At 60.4% G+C, this 13,987-nt stretch carries 16 protein-coding genes; 7 read left to right on the plus strand and 9 right to left on the minus strand.

Annotation, left to right across the window (positions count from 1 at the left end; translation table 11 throughout):
* Window positions 1-32: 32 nt before the first annotated feature.
* The 3 genes from BLT00_RS09900 to BLT00_RS09910 are packed head-to-tail and all read right to left on the minus strand — an operon-like array spanning window position 33 to window position 2,891.
* Window positions 33-1,055, minus strand: a complete 1,023-nt coding sequence (locus tag BLT00_RS09900) for an SIS domain-containing protein (RefSeq protein WP_092146890.1) — start codon at window positions 1,053-1,055, stop codon at window positions 33-35.
* Window positions 1,036-2,142 carry an N-acetylglucosamine-6-phosphate deacetylase gene (nagA, locus tag BLT00_RS09905; protein WP_092146892.1) on the minus strand — a complete coding sequence of 369 codons (1,107 nt, stop codon included), beginning with the start codon at window positions 2,140-2,142 and terminating at the stop codon, window positions 1,036-1,038. The genes BLT00_RS09900 and nagA overlap by 20 nt, the downstream gene beginning before the upstream one ends.
* A gap of 17 nt (window positions 2,143-2,159) precedes the next feature.
* On the minus strand, window positions 2,160-2,891 hold the full coding sequence (locus BLT00_RS09910) for a GntR family transcriptional regulator (RefSeq protein ID WP_092146894.1): 732 nt from the start codon (window positions 2,889-2,891) through the stop codon (window positions 2,160-2,162).
* Between the two features lie 657 nt (window positions 2,892-3,548).
* On the opposite strand from BLT00_RS09910, the gene BLT00_RS09915 reads away from it, so the two are divergent.
* The 3 genes from BLT00_RS09915 to BLT00_RS09925 all read left to right on the plus strand — a co-directional run bounded on the left by BLT00_RS09915 (window position 3,549) and on the right by BLT00_RS09925 (window position 5,209).
* Entirely contained in the window at window positions 3,549-4,172 is a 624-nt protein-coding gene (locus BLT00_RS09915) for a DUF6036 family nucleotidyltransferase (RefSeq protein ID WP_256572767.1), read from the plus strand.
* Window positions 4,156-4,608, plus strand: coding sequence for a hypothetical protein (locus tag BLT00_RS09920; RefSeq protein WP_092146898.1), 453 nt, complete (start codon window positions 4,156-4,158; stop codon window positions 4,606-4,608). Before BLT00_RS09915 ends, BLT00_RS09920 begins: the two co-directional genes overlap by 17 nt.
* Window positions 4,609-4,855: 247 nt before the next feature.
* Window positions 4,856-5,209 (plus strand): DUF6124 family protein, encoded by a 354-nt coding sequence (locus BLT00_RS09925; RefSeq protein WP_092146900.1) that lies wholly within the window; start codon window positions 4,856-4,858, stop codon window positions 5,207-5,209.
* Between the two features lie 416 nt (window positions 5,210-5,625).
* Here BLT00_RS09925 and BLT00_RS09930 read toward each other — a convergent pair whose 3' ends face one another.
* From BLT00_RS09930 to BLT00_RS09940, 3 genes are all read right to left on the minus strand, one after another.
* Entirely contained in the window at window positions 5,626-6,711 is a 1,086-nt protein-coding gene (locus BLT00_RS09930; protein WP_092146902.1) for a scabin-related ADP-ribosyltransferase, read from the minus strand.
* 349 nt (window positions 6,712-7,060) lie between these two features.
* Window positions 7,061-7,567, minus strand: coding sequence for a L,D-transpeptidase family protein (locus BLT00_RS09935; protein WP_092146904.1), 507 nt, complete (start codon window positions 7,565-7,567; stop codon window positions 7,061-7,063).
* Between the two features lie 43 nt (window positions 7,568-7,610).
* Complete coding sequence (locus tag BLT00_RS09940) at window positions 7,611-8,162, minus strand: NUDIX hydrolase (RefSeq protein ID WP_092146906.1); 552 nt, start codon at window positions 8,160-8,162, stop codon at window positions 7,611-7,613.
* 145 nt (window positions 8,163-8,307) lie between these two features.
* On the opposite strand from BLT00_RS09940, the gene BLT00_RS09945 reads away from it, so the two are divergent.
* From BLT00_RS09945 to BLT00_RS09955, 3 genes are read left to right on the plus strand one after another with little or no spacing between them, the layout of a single operon-like run.
* Window positions 8,308-8,907: a CoA pyrophosphatase gene (locus tag BLT00_RS09945; protein WP_092146908.1), complete on the plus strand. Its 600-nt coding sequence runs from the start codon at window positions 8,308-8,310 to the stop codon at window positions 8,905-8,907.
* Window positions 8,908-8,923: 16 nt separating this feature from the next.
* Window positions 8,924-9,448, plus strand: coding sequence for a gamma carbonic anhydrase family protein (locus BLT00_RS09950; protein ID WP_092146910.1), 525 nt, complete (start codon window positions 8,924-8,926; stop codon window positions 9,446-9,448).
* Window positions 9,445-9,654 carry a DUF1289 domain-containing protein gene (locus BLT00_RS09955; protein ID WP_092146912.1) on the plus strand — a complete coding sequence of 70 codons (210 nt, stop codon included), beginning with the start codon at window positions 9,445-9,447 and terminating at the stop codon, window positions 9,652-9,654. The genes BLT00_RS09950 and BLT00_RS09955 overlap by 4 nt, the downstream gene beginning before the upstream one ends.
* A 160-nt stretch (window positions 9,655-9,814) precedes the next feature.
* On the opposite strand, the gene BLT00_RS09960 is transcribed toward BLT00_RS09955, so the two are convergent.
* Together BLT00_RS09960 and BLT00_RS09965 are read right to left on the minus strand one after the other, a co-directional pair.
* Entirely contained in the window at window positions 9,815-10,483 is a 669-nt protein-coding gene (locus tag BLT00_RS09960) for a Pr6Pr family membrane protein (protein ID WP_092146914.1), read from the minus strand.
* 3 nt (window positions 10,484-10,486) lie between these two features.
* Window positions 10,487-10,717, minus strand: a complete 231-nt coding sequence (locus BLT00_RS09965; protein ID WP_092146916.1) for a VF530 family protein — start codon at window positions 10,715-10,717, stop codon at window positions 10,487-10,489.
* Window positions 10,718-11,212: 495 nt separating this feature from the next.
* Between BLT00_RS09965 and BLT00_RS09970 the strand changes: the two genes are divergently transcribed.
* Window positions 11,213-13,627: a glucose/quinate/shikimate family membrane-bound PQQ-dependent dehydrogenase gene (locus tag BLT00_RS09970; RefSeq protein WP_092146918.1), complete on the plus strand. Its 2,415-nt coding sequence runs from the start codon at window positions 11,213-11,215 to the stop codon at window positions 13,625-13,627.
* On the opposite strand, the gene BLT00_RS09975 is transcribed toward BLT00_RS09970, so the two are convergent.
* Entirely contained in the window at window positions 13,624-13,917 is a 294-nt protein-coding gene (locus tag BLT00_RS09975) for a hypothetical protein (RefSeq protein ID WP_139199623.1), read from the minus strand. The genes BLT00_RS09970 and BLT00_RS09975 overlap by 4 nt on opposite strands.
* Window positions 13,918-13,987: the final 70 nt, after the last annotated feature.

Raw genomic sequence — 13,987 nt, forward strand, 5'->3', positions numbered from 1 at the left:
ATCAGACTCTCTATAAAAAGAAAACCGTCGGTTCAGTGCGTACGGGTGACCTTGCTCAGATACCGTGGTTGATCCGGGTCCAGGCCTCGGGCCACGGCCAGGCTCGCGGCCATCCCATAAAAGCTCTGGATCGCCAGGATCGGGTCCAGGGACGGGTGTTCGGCGCGGGTCAGCGTCAGGTCGCGTTCGGCGATGTCATCCGGCGCCGCCAGCAACACCCGGGCGCCGCGCTGGCGCATGTCGGCGGCCAGGCTCAACACGCCGGCCTGCTCGGCACCGCGAGGGGCAAACACCAGCAACGGGTAGTTTTCATCGATCAGCGCCATCGGCCCATGACGAACCTCGGCACTGCTGAAGGCTTCGGCCTGGATCGCCGAGGTTTCCTTGAATTTGAGCGCCGCTTCCTGGGCGATGGCGAATCCGGCGCCACGGCCAATGACCATCAACCGCTGGCAATCGCGCAGGGCCTCGACGGCAGCACGCCAATCCTGGCGGGCGGCCTCTTGCAAACCTTCGGGCAGGGCGCTGCCGGCTTCCAGCAACTCGGCGTCGTCCTTCCAGTGCGCCACTAGCCGCGCACTGGCGCTGAGGGTGGCGATGAAACTCTTGGTGGCGGCGACGCTGTTTTCGACGCCGGCACACAGCGGCACGCTGAATTCACAGGCGGCTTCCAGGGGCGAATCGGTGGCGTTGACCAGGGCCACGCTCAAGGCGCCGCGCTTGCGCAACAGGCGCAGGCTGTTCACCAGGTCCGGGCTCTGGCCCGATTGGGAAAATGCAAACGCCACCTGGCCGCTGACCTTCAGCGGTGCCTGTTGCATGGTCACCACCGACATCGGCAACGAGGCCACCGGGATGCCCAGTTGTTGCATGGTCAGGTAGGCGAAGTAGCTGGCGGCGTGGTCGGAACTGCCACGGGCGACGGTCATCGCCACTTGCGGTGGCTGACGGCGCAGGCGTCCGGCGATTTCCTCGAGGGCCGGGTCCAGTTGCTGTAACTGGCGCTCGACGGCTTCCCACGAGGCCAGGGCCTCTTCAAGCATTTTGGAAGTCAATGGCTTCTCCTTCGACCATCACGTCGGTCAGGGTCAGGGAGCGGTCAAGGCGCACGCAGTCGGCCCAGGCGCCGGGTTGCAAGCGGCCACGCTCGGGCAGGCCGAGGTAGTCGGCGGGAAACTGGGACAGGCGCTGGGAGGCTTCGGCGAGGGGCAGACCGATTTTCACCAGGTTGCGCAGGGCCTGGTCCATGGTCAGGGTACTGCCGGCCAGCGTGCCATCGGCCAGGCGCACGCCGCCCAGGCACTTGGTCACGGTGTGGCTGCCCAGCTTGTATTCGCCGTCGGGCATGCCGGCGGCAGCGGTGGAGTCGGTGACGCAATACAGGCACGGAATCGAACGCAAGGCCACGCGCATCGCACCGGGGTGTACGTGGAGCAAGTCCGGAATTAACTCGGCATATTGAGCATGGGCCAGCGCCGCGCCGACGATGCCTGGCTCGCGGTGATGCAACGGGCTCATGGCGTTATACAAATGGGTGAAACTGCTGGCCCCGGCGGCCAACGCCGCGACGCCTTCTTCATAATTGCCCAGGGTATGACCGATCTGCATGCGCACGCCCCGGGCGCTGAGGGCGCGGATCAAGGCATCGTGACCGGCGATTTCCGGGGCGATGGTAATCACGCGGATCGGCGCCAGGGCCAGGTAACTCTCCACTTCGGCCATCAGCGCGGTGTGGGCGAAATTCGGTTGCGCGCCGAGTTTTCCGGGGTTGATGTAAGGGCCTTCCAAATGCACGCCCAGGACTCGGGCGCTGCCGTTCGGGCGTTGTTCACAGAACTCGCCGAGGGCCTGCAGCACGCTGGCGATTTCTTCGCTGGGCGCGGTCATGGTGGTGGCCAGCAGCGCGGTCGTGCCGAAGCGCACGTGGGTGCGGGCGATGGTTTCGAACGCCGAGGCGCCTTGCATGATGTCCTTGCCGCCACCGCCGTGGACATGCAGGTCGATGAAACCGGGCAGCAGGTAGGGCAGGTCGTTGCTGGCCGGATCGCAAGGCCGGCCTTCGATGGACACGACTTTGCCGTGCGCATGGATCAGGCGGCCGCGAACCCAGCCATTGGCGGTGAGGATGTTGTCTTCGGACATGGGGACTCTCTGGTCGTCTAGCGCCGCAGCTCTGCGACAAAGTCGTAGTAGTCGTTGCGGCAATAGGTGTCGGTGACTTCGATGGGGGTGTTGTCTTCCAGGTAGCCGACCCGGGTCATCAGCAACATCGCGGTGCCGGGGGCGATGCCCACCAGGGCGGCGAACTCGTCCGAGGCGTTGATGGCCTGGATGTGTTGCAGGGCGCGCACCACCGGCTTGCCGATGCTGTCGAGAAATTCATAGAGCGAATCGCCCACTGCCTGTGGCTTGGGAATGATCGAGGCGGGCAGGGTGCTCATCTCGATGGCCATGACCGTGTCGTCGGCTTTGCGCAAGCGCTTGAGCCGCGCGACTTTGTCGGTGGGCGACAGGCCCAGGCGGATCAATTCTTCGTGGGTGGGCGGAGTGATGTCCCGCTCCAGCCATTGGGAGCCCGGGACAAAACCCTTGAGGCGGAGCATCTCGCTGAAGCCGCTCAGGCGTGACAGCGGTTGTTCCAGGCGCGGTGTGATGAACGTCCCCGAACCCTGGTTACGGCGGATCAATCCTTGTTCGAACAACACTTCCAACGCCTTGCGCGCGGTCACCCGGGAAATGCCCAGTTGCTCGCTCAAGCTGCGCTCGGACGGCATCGCCTGCTCGGCTTTCCACTGGCCGGCATGAATCGCCGTCTCCAGGTTACGCGCCAATTGCAGGTACAGCGGCGTGGGTTGGGTGTCGTCGGGGCGCAGGGCCAGGATGTCGTTCATGTAGGTGTCCGATGCGGTTATTGAGTTGTTTGTCGCCCGGTAAGTGAGGTGGAAGCTAATACCACTTGAATACCATGTCAACGCTGATTTCCCGTGGTTTAGAGGTGTTGTTGGAGGGTTTTGAGGGGGTGGGATTGAAGTGGTATTAGAGGCTGCGGATTCGAAGGCAAAGATCTTCAACTGCGACAACACCCACTGGGTGAACTGGTATTCATCTGTAGGCAATTTCTGACGTTGCGATTTTTTGATTTTATTTTTCGACGCTGACCGGCGGTCGTTCGAGCCACCAAGGCTAACGAGCTGTTGTGGCGAGGGGATTTATCCCCGCTGGGGCGCGAAGCGGCCCCAAAACCTGACAACGCGGTGTATCAGGCAAATTGAGTTAACTGCCTTGGGGCTGCTGCGCAGCCCAGCGGGGATAAATCCCCTCGCCACAGAAACTGCGGTCTGTCAGACGCACCGAAGTTTCCGACATGTTTTTAGGGTTGTCCCTCGGAAGTGGGGGCTCTAGCTTTCAGAACTCGCGGTCCCTCGGGCATGAGCCCCCAACATCTCCAGGCGTAAGCAGTCACTCACTGGCCGGTGGCAAGGCAGGGTGGCCGCTCTGCGCTCCAAGGAGCAACATCAGCATCTGAGGTCAATATGGAATTGCCGGACATGATCATCCCCCGTCTTAATACGAAAACCGCTCTGGGTCAGGCTTTGGTTTCAATGTTCAAGTCCGTCGAAGCGGAGCTGACGGTTGAAAATGCAAAACCAGGGGCGGTTAAAGTCATCGTGTTCGGTGGGTGCGCAGTGCACCTTTATACAAATCATCGTGTTTCTACGGATGTTGACGCCGAAGTTTATGAGGCCAGCCTCCCGGAAGACTTCCATCTTCGAACGTTACTCGCAGAGGTACCCGAGCGATTTGTCGATGAGAGGTCTGGCCGGTTGATGGAGCTAAACTACGACCTGCAATACAACACAAGCTTTGGTCCGATTCACGAGGACTATTGGGCCCGAAGTCTCCCCCTTGAAGAGTTTCCGCTAGAGTCCCCTCTCCACGTTCACATTGCTGCACCTGTGGATATTGCAATTTCAAAACTGGGTAGGGCAACGGATCAGGACATTGGCGATATCATGGCCCTCCTGAGAGCAGGCTTCATATTGACCGCCGAGCTGCGCCGACTGGCATTGCAGGCGATTGATGTATATGTTGGCAACAAAGAGCCCCCAACCTCGGTCCTTACCTATATTTTGCAAAGTTATTTGGAGAATACAGATGGCGAAGCCTGCTAACGGCCACGTCCTCTCATCCGCGCTGGACACTCTGGTCAAACGCCCATTAAAGCAGGCAGATGACGCCGCGCTTGTGAGTGCAGCCAAGGCTGTCTGGTATTCAAATTCGGACCTGATGAGTGTCGCTCAGACTTTTCTAAGTCGGCACACTGATGAGGTCGAGGTTCGTCGCGCAGGGTATTTGCTCGAACGATTCACCCGCTTTTCATGCGTAACCGATAGCCGCGTGTCGGAAGTCTTCAAAGCGCTTGAGCTATTCTGGCGTTCGGCACCTAAGCACGAAGTGACTTCACAAGCCGCTGTAACGCTTCGCAGTCGTCGTGATGAACTCGCCCTCTCGTGGGGGGTGAGTGAAGGTCTTGGTTTGAAGGTACAGGTCCTCATGCCTTTTCAGACTCGGCATTATGAGGCTGAGCAGCGCGCAGCATTTGTTTGAATCCAAATGTTGTGATCGAAACCCGGTTTAGGCCGGGTTTTTTGTTGTATGAATGATCCTCATGTGGCGGGGGGCTGTCAGACGCACCGAAGTTTCCGACATGTTTTTAGGGTTGTCTCTCGGAAGCGGGGGCTCTAGCCTTTGGGTGTCGCTGCCAATTCAGCGACCGGGTTTGACCGTCCGAAAAATCACGGGGCAACAGGCCCGGACGTTTTGTCCTGGGCTCCATTAGATAAAGGAGCTTCCATTGAAAAATTCTGACATTCCCAAACCCGCCTCCACCTTTCCCTACGGCGATTACGCTCCCGAAAGACTGAAAGAAGCGGCCGACCGCGCGATGGACCATTACCTCAAGCCTGAGGACAGCGCATCAGAAGCCAAACCACCGGCGCAATTGTTCACCGTAGTGGACAGTGTCGATACCGAAGCCCTGTTAGCCAACCTCAGCGAAACCCTGGCGTCAGCCAACGCAATGCTCAGCGACCTTGCCTTCGACCTGGAAGGCTCGCGGCGGCATGTGGCGTTGGGGGTGGCGCAGATGATTGAGTTGGGGGCTTTGTTGGCGAACAAGTGCCTGGACCGGGCAGAGCTTCGGACTTGATGCAATAAGGACCGGCCTCATCGCGAGCAAGCTCGCTCCCACAGTGGGTTCGTGGCGTACACAAATATGTCAGCTGACATCACCCCTTGTGGCGAGGGAGCTTGCTCCCGCTGGGGCGCGAAGCGGCCCCAAACCCTGACACCCCGATGTGTCAGGCAAATTGAGTGGCCTGCCTTGGGTCTGCTGCGCAGCCCAGCGGGAGCAAGCTCCCTCGCCACGGGGATGGTGTTGTGGCGAGGGAATTTAGCGAAACGTCGCACCGCCCGCTGGGGCGCGAAGCGGCCCCAAACCCTGACACCCCGATGTGTCAGGCAAATTGAGTGACCTGCCTTGGGTCTGCTGCGCAGCCCAGCGGGAGCAAGCTCCCTCGCCACGGGGGATGGTGTTTTGTGGCGAGGGGATTCCTCCCTTGAAAACTATTGGTGGAGGTTCTCAAGCCGGCACGCTTCTTTTTCGATGCCAATGCACTCGACCGGTTGGCTCACGCCTTTCTCGAAACGGCGGGCGTTCATCAATAGGCCGCCTTTGATGCCGCCGATGAACGCGTAGGCGCCTTCACGCGAGCCAGCGCTAGGTATCGACAAATCAACCGCCACGCTGTTGGGCCTGACCTCATATACCCAGCCGCCATTTTTTGCTTCCTGGGTTGCCCAGAGCTTGGCTTCGCTATAATCGCGAAACGCTACAACGAGCGATCGGGCCGTGGAGTCCTCCAGCCAGCGCGCCGATCTCAAACTTGGTGGCAAAGAGTTCCAGCCCCGTAGCCCGTTGCTAAGCGCATCCGCTCCCTGCACGGGGTTGATCGTCGTAGAGCCGACGGCCCAAAGGGATTGCTTGGTCGTTACCCATGCCAGCCCCTCTGGAGGCGTCAGCCGGCTCCAATTGATGGAAATCGCGGCGACGTCCTGCATCGACTCGCGGCCGGTGGGGGCTCGGTAGTTTGGGTTCGGCCTGCATTTGGCAAGATCGTCTTTGTGACAGGCCTGTTTGATGAAATGCCCCTTGACCCCGCCCGGGAAGCTGATTTCCTGGTCTCTTGGAAAGGGCCCCCTCGATGGCACCTGATCGATTCCGTGGGGGGAAGTGAACTCGTACACCCATTCTTTGGCATAGTTTTGGGCCCAGGCCAGGCTACGCGTTGTACTGCTGAACACCGTTCCCGCGCTTCCACTCGCGTGGGTGATCCAGTCATATATCCATTCGTTTTCAGGGACGCCCACAGCTTTGGGCAACATCCCCTTCTCGAAGGCATCGAGGCCCTGACCCGTCGTATCTCCCCGATAGAGCGTGTCCATGTCGGTACGCCAGCGCAACCAGGGTGTAGTTTTTTGGATGTCCACGCTCGGATCCGCTGTAACCTGAAGCCAGGCTTGATACCACGGCTCCTCTTTACCCTCCGCAGGCGCCCCGGCCCCCCACGCGTCGCCTCCCAACTGCCAAACACCCGCCAACGCCACCACCGCAACCGCGGTCGTCCGTATAAAACTGTTATGAGTTGTCATGATTTGATGTCCATCTGGAACGGTGAAGCCCTGTCGAATCACATACGTCATGACTGCCTATGCTTCGACGTGACACGTCTCACTATGAATTCTGCGGGGCGTCGCGCCACCGCATCAGTTTTGAGGGTAGATCAAAGCTGATAAGGCGGTTGCGCTCCGCTTCCGGGACTTGTAGCAAGATGTGAGATCGACACCGTCCCTTGTGGTGAGGGGATTTATCCCCGTTGGGGCGCGAAGCGGCCCTGAATTCCGGCAACGCGGTGTGTCAGGTAAATTTGAGTTGGCTGCCTTGGGTCTGCTGCGCAGCCCAGCGGGAGCAAGCTCCCTCGCCACAGGAGCTGCTTCGGGGCTACGGACGAATCTCAATCATGGTGCCATCCGGCACCAGGTTCCAGACTTCGCGCATGTCGACGTTGCGCATGGCGATGCAGCCATCGGTCCAGTCCAAAGTGTGGAACAACTGCTCAGGGTTCTCTTCCGAATCAGGCGTGCCGTGGATCATGATCATGCCCCCCGGTTCCACGCCTTCACGGCGGGCGCGGGCGGAGTCGGTGATGTTGGGGTAGGAAATGTGCATCGACAGGTAGAAGCGGTCGCTGGTCTTGCGCCAGTCGATCCAGTAGAAACCCTCGGGGGTGCGCTTGTCGCCTTCGATCAGCTTGGGGCCTTTCTTGGCGCCCTTGCCCAGGGAGATGCGATAGGTCTTGAGCGGCTTGCCGTCGTTGATCAATTGCAATTGATGGGCGGACTTGAGCACCAGCACTTTTTCGATGGTCTTGCCGTTGTAGGTTCCCGGCGCGGAAGCCTGGGACACAGCGGTGAACGACAAGCAGAACAGGACAAGCAACCAGCGCATTGAAACGATATCCCTAGAGGTGTCGCGGCTATTAATGGGTTTTTTATGTATTGGCAGGCTGGGCCAGTGGCGGGATCGATTCGGATCGCACCGGGTAATCTTCGGCCCGGCGGTCCGCATAGAAATATTCCAGGGTGCGGCCCACCGTGCGGAACGCCAGTTCATTCCAGGGAATATCCGCTTCTTCGAACAGTTTCACTTCCAGGCTCTCGGGCCCGGCGGCGAAATCCTCATCCACCAGTTCGGCGCGGAAGAATACATGTACCTGGCTGATATGCGGTACGTCAATCAGCGTATAGATGCTCAAATTTCGCACACGGGCGCAGGCTTCCTCGGCGGTTTCGCGCACGGCGGCCTGTTCGACCGTCTCGCCGTTTTCCATGAAGCCCGCCGGCAGCGTCCAGTAACCACGCCTTGGCTCGATGGCGCGTCGGCACAACAGGACTTTACTGCCCCAGGTCGGTACGCAACCGGCGACGATGTTGGGGTTCTGGTAATGAATGGTGTGACAGGTGTCGCAAACAAAACGCAGGCGCGAGTCGCCTTCGGGTATGCGCTGGGTCACCGGGTTACCGCACTGGCTGCAGAATTTCATGCTTGGATTCCTGAATGCTGCGCCTATCTTGGCGTGCGTGGGCCGGTGCGGCAAGTTGTCGTTTCGCGACACGACGCGGTGCGGGGGTTGGGCCGCTTGAACGATTGGTGCATGATGCAAGGTAGCGAATAAATCGAGAAGTCTCATGCTGGACGAGCTACTGCATCGAGTAAGCAACCATACCCCGCACGATCTGCAGGCTGACCGACGTTTCCCTGAAGCCGCGGTGCTGGTGCCGATTACCCGCAGCGATGAACCGGAGCTGGTACTGACCCTGCGCGCCAGCGGGCTCTCGACCCATGGCGGCGAGGTGGCGTTCCCCGGCGGGCGCCGCGACCCGGAAGACCCGGACCTGATCTTCACCGCCCTGCGCGAAGCCGAGGAAGAAATCGGCCTGCCGCCCGGCCTGGTGGAAGTGATTGGCCCCCTCAGCCCGCTGATCTCGTTGCACGGCATCAAGGTCACGCCTTATGTCGGGGTGATTCCGGACTACGTCGAATACCAGGCCAACGATGCCGAGATCGCTGCGGTATTCAGCGTGCCGCTGGAGTTTTTCCGCAAGGACCCACGCGAACACACGCACCGCATCGATTACCAGGGCCACAGTTGGTACGTGCCCAGTTATCGCTTTGGCGAATACAAGATCTGGGGACTGACGGCGATCATGATCGTCGAACTGGTCAACCTGCTGTACGACGCCGAAATCGACCTGCACAAACCGCCCAAGAGTTTCATCAATACCTGACGCCCCGAGGACTCTCATGAAATATCGCCTGGGCGATGCCCGTGTCGAAACCCACCCACAGAGCTGGGTTGCGCCCAACGCCACGCTGGTGGGCAAGGTCCGCCTCGAAGAGGGCGCCAACGTCTGGTTCAACGCCGTGCTGCGCGGTGACAACGAACTGATCCTGATCGGCAAGAACAGCAACGTGCAGGACGGCACGGTGATGCACACCGACATGGGCTATCCGCTGACCATCGGCACCGGCGTGACCATCGGCCACAACGCCATGCTCCATGGCTGTACGGTGGGCGACTACAGCCTCATCGGCATCAACGCGGTGATTCTCAACGGCGCGAAGATCGGCAAGAATTGCATCATCGGCGCCAACTCGCTGATCGGCGAGGGCAAGGAAATTCCCGACGGTTCGCTGGTGATGGGCTCGCCTGGCAAGGTGGTGCGTGAACTGACCGAGGCCCAGAAGAAAATGCTCGAGGCCAGTGCGGCGCACTATGTGCACAATTCCCAGCGCTACGCCCGCGACCTGTTCGAGCAGGAATCATGAGCACCCCTGAACGCCCGGTGCCTTCGCCCTGCGTGAACATCTGTGCGCTGGACGATGACGACATCTGCACCGGTTGCCAGCGCACCGTGGCGGAGATCACCCGTTGGAGCCGGATGGACAACGAGGAACGCCGTGGGGTTTTGGCGTTGTGTCATGAACGGGCCAAGGCCAGTGGGTTGGTGTGGATGTTGCCGGCCAGGCGGTGATGTCCACTTGCGAACACAAAAACCTGTGGCGAGGGAGCTTGCTCCCGCTGGGCTGCGAAGCAGCCCCAATAACGCACTGACAACTCGGTGCGCCTGGCAGATCCAAGGGGGGGCTGCTGCGCAGCCCAGCGGGAGCAAGCTCCCTCGCCACAAGGGCATCTCACAAGGCTTTAGTCGATCGTCGTCCAACCCACCGATCCAACCCCACCACCCCCAGCGCAATCCCGACAAACCCCAGCAATATCCCCCCAGCATTGATGAACACCTGTGGATAACCCAGGTTCGCCACATCGATGAAAGGGTAGGGGTAAGCCGCCAATAGATCCCCGCGCAGCAGGACATAGGCGAAATACACCAAGGGGTAGATCACCCACAGCTTGATGTGACCCAGGCGCAAGGTACCTTTGGGCACCCACAGCCACCAATAGGCGATGTACAGCAAGGGCACCACGTCGTGCAGCAACTCGTCGGCTACGAACTGCCAACCTTCGGGTTGCCAGAGGTGGCGCAGCAGCAGGTTGTAGGCCAGGCCGACCAGGGCGATGCTCACGGCGATGCCGCTGCGCACGCTGGGCAGCAGGAACCAGCGCCGGGCCGCCGATTCGCCAGGGGTCAGTTCCCAGGTCAACACCACGGCCACCAGGGTGTTGGTCAGGACCGTGAAGAAACTGAAGAAACTCACCAGCCCGCCCAGCAGGCTCGCGTCCAGTTTCCAACGACCCAGCAGGATCAGATACAACTGGATGCTCAATCCCACCCAGCCCAGCAGTGCCGTCACCGAGACAAAACGCTGTCGCAGCGTGAGGTGACGACCCTGATCACTGCCCACGGCTCAGACCGGCCGCTTGGTGCGCATCAACTTGATGTACAGGCGCTCGACTTTCTCCCGCGCCCATGGCGTCTTGCGCAGGAAGGTCAGGCTCGACTTGATGCTCGGGTCGCTCTTGAAGCAACGGATGTCGATGCGCTCGGCCAGCCCCGACCATTCATAGTGCTGCACCAGGGCATTGAGAATCTGCTCCAGCGTCACGCCGTGCAGCGGGTTGTTGTTGGCTTCGGTCATGGGAGGTCTTCGCGCTAAAGGTGTAAAGCCGCGCACCTTAGCCGAGGTGCCCCTTTGGTGGAAGCATAGCCTTCATCATGGCCGCCAGCGCCAGGCGCACTGTTACCGAATCCGAGATGATTCATGTCAGCAAAAGCCCTTTCTCTATTGAGAACAGGACATTATCCTTGCCCGCTTGCTGAAACGCTTCTTCTGGCGTGCCGAAGTCTCTGCGTCCTGCTCAATCCTGCTGAAAGATCAAAGAACGCCCAGTGTTCAGATTTTGAAAGACAGCGCTGTCTTTCAGGATTTCTGTGGGAGCGAGCTTGCTCGCGATAACGATTGCACATTCAACATTGAAGCCGGCTGGCACACCGCATCGCGAGCAAGCTCGCTCCCACAAGGGATCGCGGCAACCGAATTTGCCTTTTTTCAACTGAACCATGCCCCTGCAAGATCGTCATCTACAGTGACTACTTGCGCGGAACTCCTTAAAACGTCACGGAGAAACACACTATGAGCACTGAGGGTGCTTTGAGTCGAAGCCGTCTGCTACCGAGTTTGCTCGGCATTCTGCTTCTATTGATGGGCCTGGCCCTGTTGGCCGGGGGAGTCAAGCTGAGCACGCTTGGCGGCTCGTGGTATTACCTGCTGGCCGGTATCGGCCTGGCGTTGACTGGCGTGCTGCTGATCATGGCCCGCCGCGCGGCCCTGGGCCTGTACGCGCTGGTGCTGTTCGCCAGCACCGTGTGGGCGTTGTGGGAAGTGGGCTTGGATTGGTGGCAACTGGTGCCGCGCCTGGCGCTGTTGTTTGCCTTGGGCATCGTCATGTTGTTGCCGTGGTTCCGCCGCCCGCTGTTGACCGCCGATGCCTCGGCCACCGGAACCCGCGCATTGGGCGCCGCCGTGGTCATCGCCGGTGTCGCCGCCCTCGCCAGCCAGTTCACCAACCCGGGTGAGATCAAGGGCCAACTGGATCGTGACAGCGTGCCGGGCATGACCAACACCGCACCGGCCATGCCGGACGGCGACTGGAACTCCTACGGGCGCAGCGCCCATGGCGATCGCTATTCGCCACTGGCACAGATCACCCCCGAGAACGTCAGCAAACTGGTGCCGGCCTGGACCTATCGTACCGGCGACCTACCAGGGCCGAACGACCCTGGCGAGACCACCGCTGAAAACACCCCGCTGAAGGTCAACGGCATGCTTTATGTGTGCACGCCCCACAGCCAGGTGATTGCCCTGGAACCTGAAACCGGCAAGGAAATTTGGCGTTTCGATCCGAAGCTTTCCACGCAAAAAGCGGAGAACTTCAAGGGTTGGGCCCACATGACCTGCCGTGGCGTGACCTATCACGATGACGCCGCGTACGCCTCTGCCGAGCAGAGCCCGACGGGCGCCGCCAGCACCACGCCCGTCAGCACCGTCTGCCCGCGGCGGATCTTCCTGCCGACCGCCGACACCCGCCTCATCGCCCTCAACGCCGACACCGGCAAGATGTGCGAAGACTTCGGCGACAAGGGCCAGGTTGACCTGACTGCCAACATCGGCGGTTTCACGGCCGGCGGTTACTACTCCACGTCGCCACCGGCGGTCACCCAGAACCTGGTGGTGATCGGCGGCCACGTCACCGACAACGTCTCCACCGACGAACCAAGCGGTGTGATCCGTGCCTACGACGTGCACACCGGCAAGCTGGTGTGGAACTGGGACAGCGGCAACCCGGACGACACCGCGCCGATTGCCGAGGGCAAGACCTACACCCGCAATTCGCCGAACATGTGGTCCATGTTCAGCGTCGATGAAAAACTCGGCATGCTCTACCTGCCGATGGGCAACCAGACCCCCGACCAGTTTGGTGGTTTCCGTACGCCGGAATCGGAAAAATATTCAGCTGGACTGACCGCCCTGGACATCGCCACTGGCAAGGTGCGCTGGTACTTCCAGTTCACCCACCACGACCTATGGGACATGGACGTCGGCGGTCAACCGACCCTGATGGACATGAAGACCGCCGATGGTGTGAAACCCGCGGTATTGGCGTCGACCAAGCAGGGCAGCATCTACGTGCTGGACCGCAGCAATGGCCAGCCGATCATCCCGATCAAGGAAATCCCGGTGCCCCAAGGCGCGGTGGAAGGTGACCACACCTCGCCGACCCAACCGATGTCCGACCTGAACTTCGTGCCGCCGGTCCTCAAGGAACGCGACATGTGGGGCGTGACCCCGTTCGACCAGATGCTCTGCCGGATCGACTTCAAGTCGCTGCGTTATGAGGGCATGTTCACGCCGCCGTCGCTGCAAGGCTCAATCGTTTACCCGGGTAACTTTGGTGTGTTCGACTGGGGCGGTATTTCGGTGGACCCGGTGCGCCAGATCGCCTTCGTCAACCCGAGCTACATGGCGTTCAAGTCCAAATTGGTCCCGGCAGCCGAAGTGGCTGGCGGTCCGGGGCGCAAGAGCGAAACCGAAGGCGTACAGCCGAACAAAGGCGCGCCGTATGGGGTGATCCTCGAAGCGCTGCTCTCGCCGATGGGCCTGCCTTGCCAGGCGCCGGCCTGGGGTTATGTGGCGGCGGTGGATCTGACCAACAACAAGACCCTGTGGAAACACAAGAACGGCACCGTGCGTGACAGCTCGCCGGTACCGATCCCGCTGAGCATGGGCGTACCGAGCCTGGGCGGCACCTTCACCACCGCCAGCGGCCTGGCGTTCCTCAGCGGCACCCTCGACCAGTACCTGCGTGCCTATGACGTGAAAAACGGCAAGCAACTGTGGGAGGGTCGCCTGCCAGCGGGGGCCCAGACCACGCCGATGACCTACACCGGCAAGGACGGCAAGCAATATGTGCTGGTCGTTGCGGGTGGTCATGGCTCCCTGGGGACCAAGCAGGGTGATTATGTGATTGCCTACAAGCTGCCGGATTAAGCCCAACCGGCGGCAATGAAAAAGGCGACACCTTGGCGGGTGTCGCCTTTTTTGTAGCTTGAACACAGGCCTTTTTGAGCTTTTGAGCTTTTGAGCTTTTGAGCTTTTGGGCTTTTGGGCTTTTGAGCTTTTGAGCTTTTGGGCTTTTGAGCTTTTGGGCTTTTGGGCTTTTGAGCTTTTGGGCTTTTGGGCTTTTGGGCTTTTGGGCTTTGGGCTTTTGAGTTTTTGGGCTTTTGTGGCGAGGGAGCTTGCTCCCGCTGGGCTGCGCAGCAGCCCCCTCTCAAGCTCACTCAATCAACCTGATCCACCGTGTCGCCGGGTTTTAGGGCCGCTTCGCGCCCCAGCGGGAGCAAGCTCCCT

The organism is Pseudomonas sp. NFACC51 (genome assembly GCF_900103575.1).
GTDB lineage: Bacteria > Pseudomonadota > Gammaproteobacteria > Pseudomonadales > Pseudomonadaceae > Aquipseudomonas > Aquipseudomonas fluorescens_Q.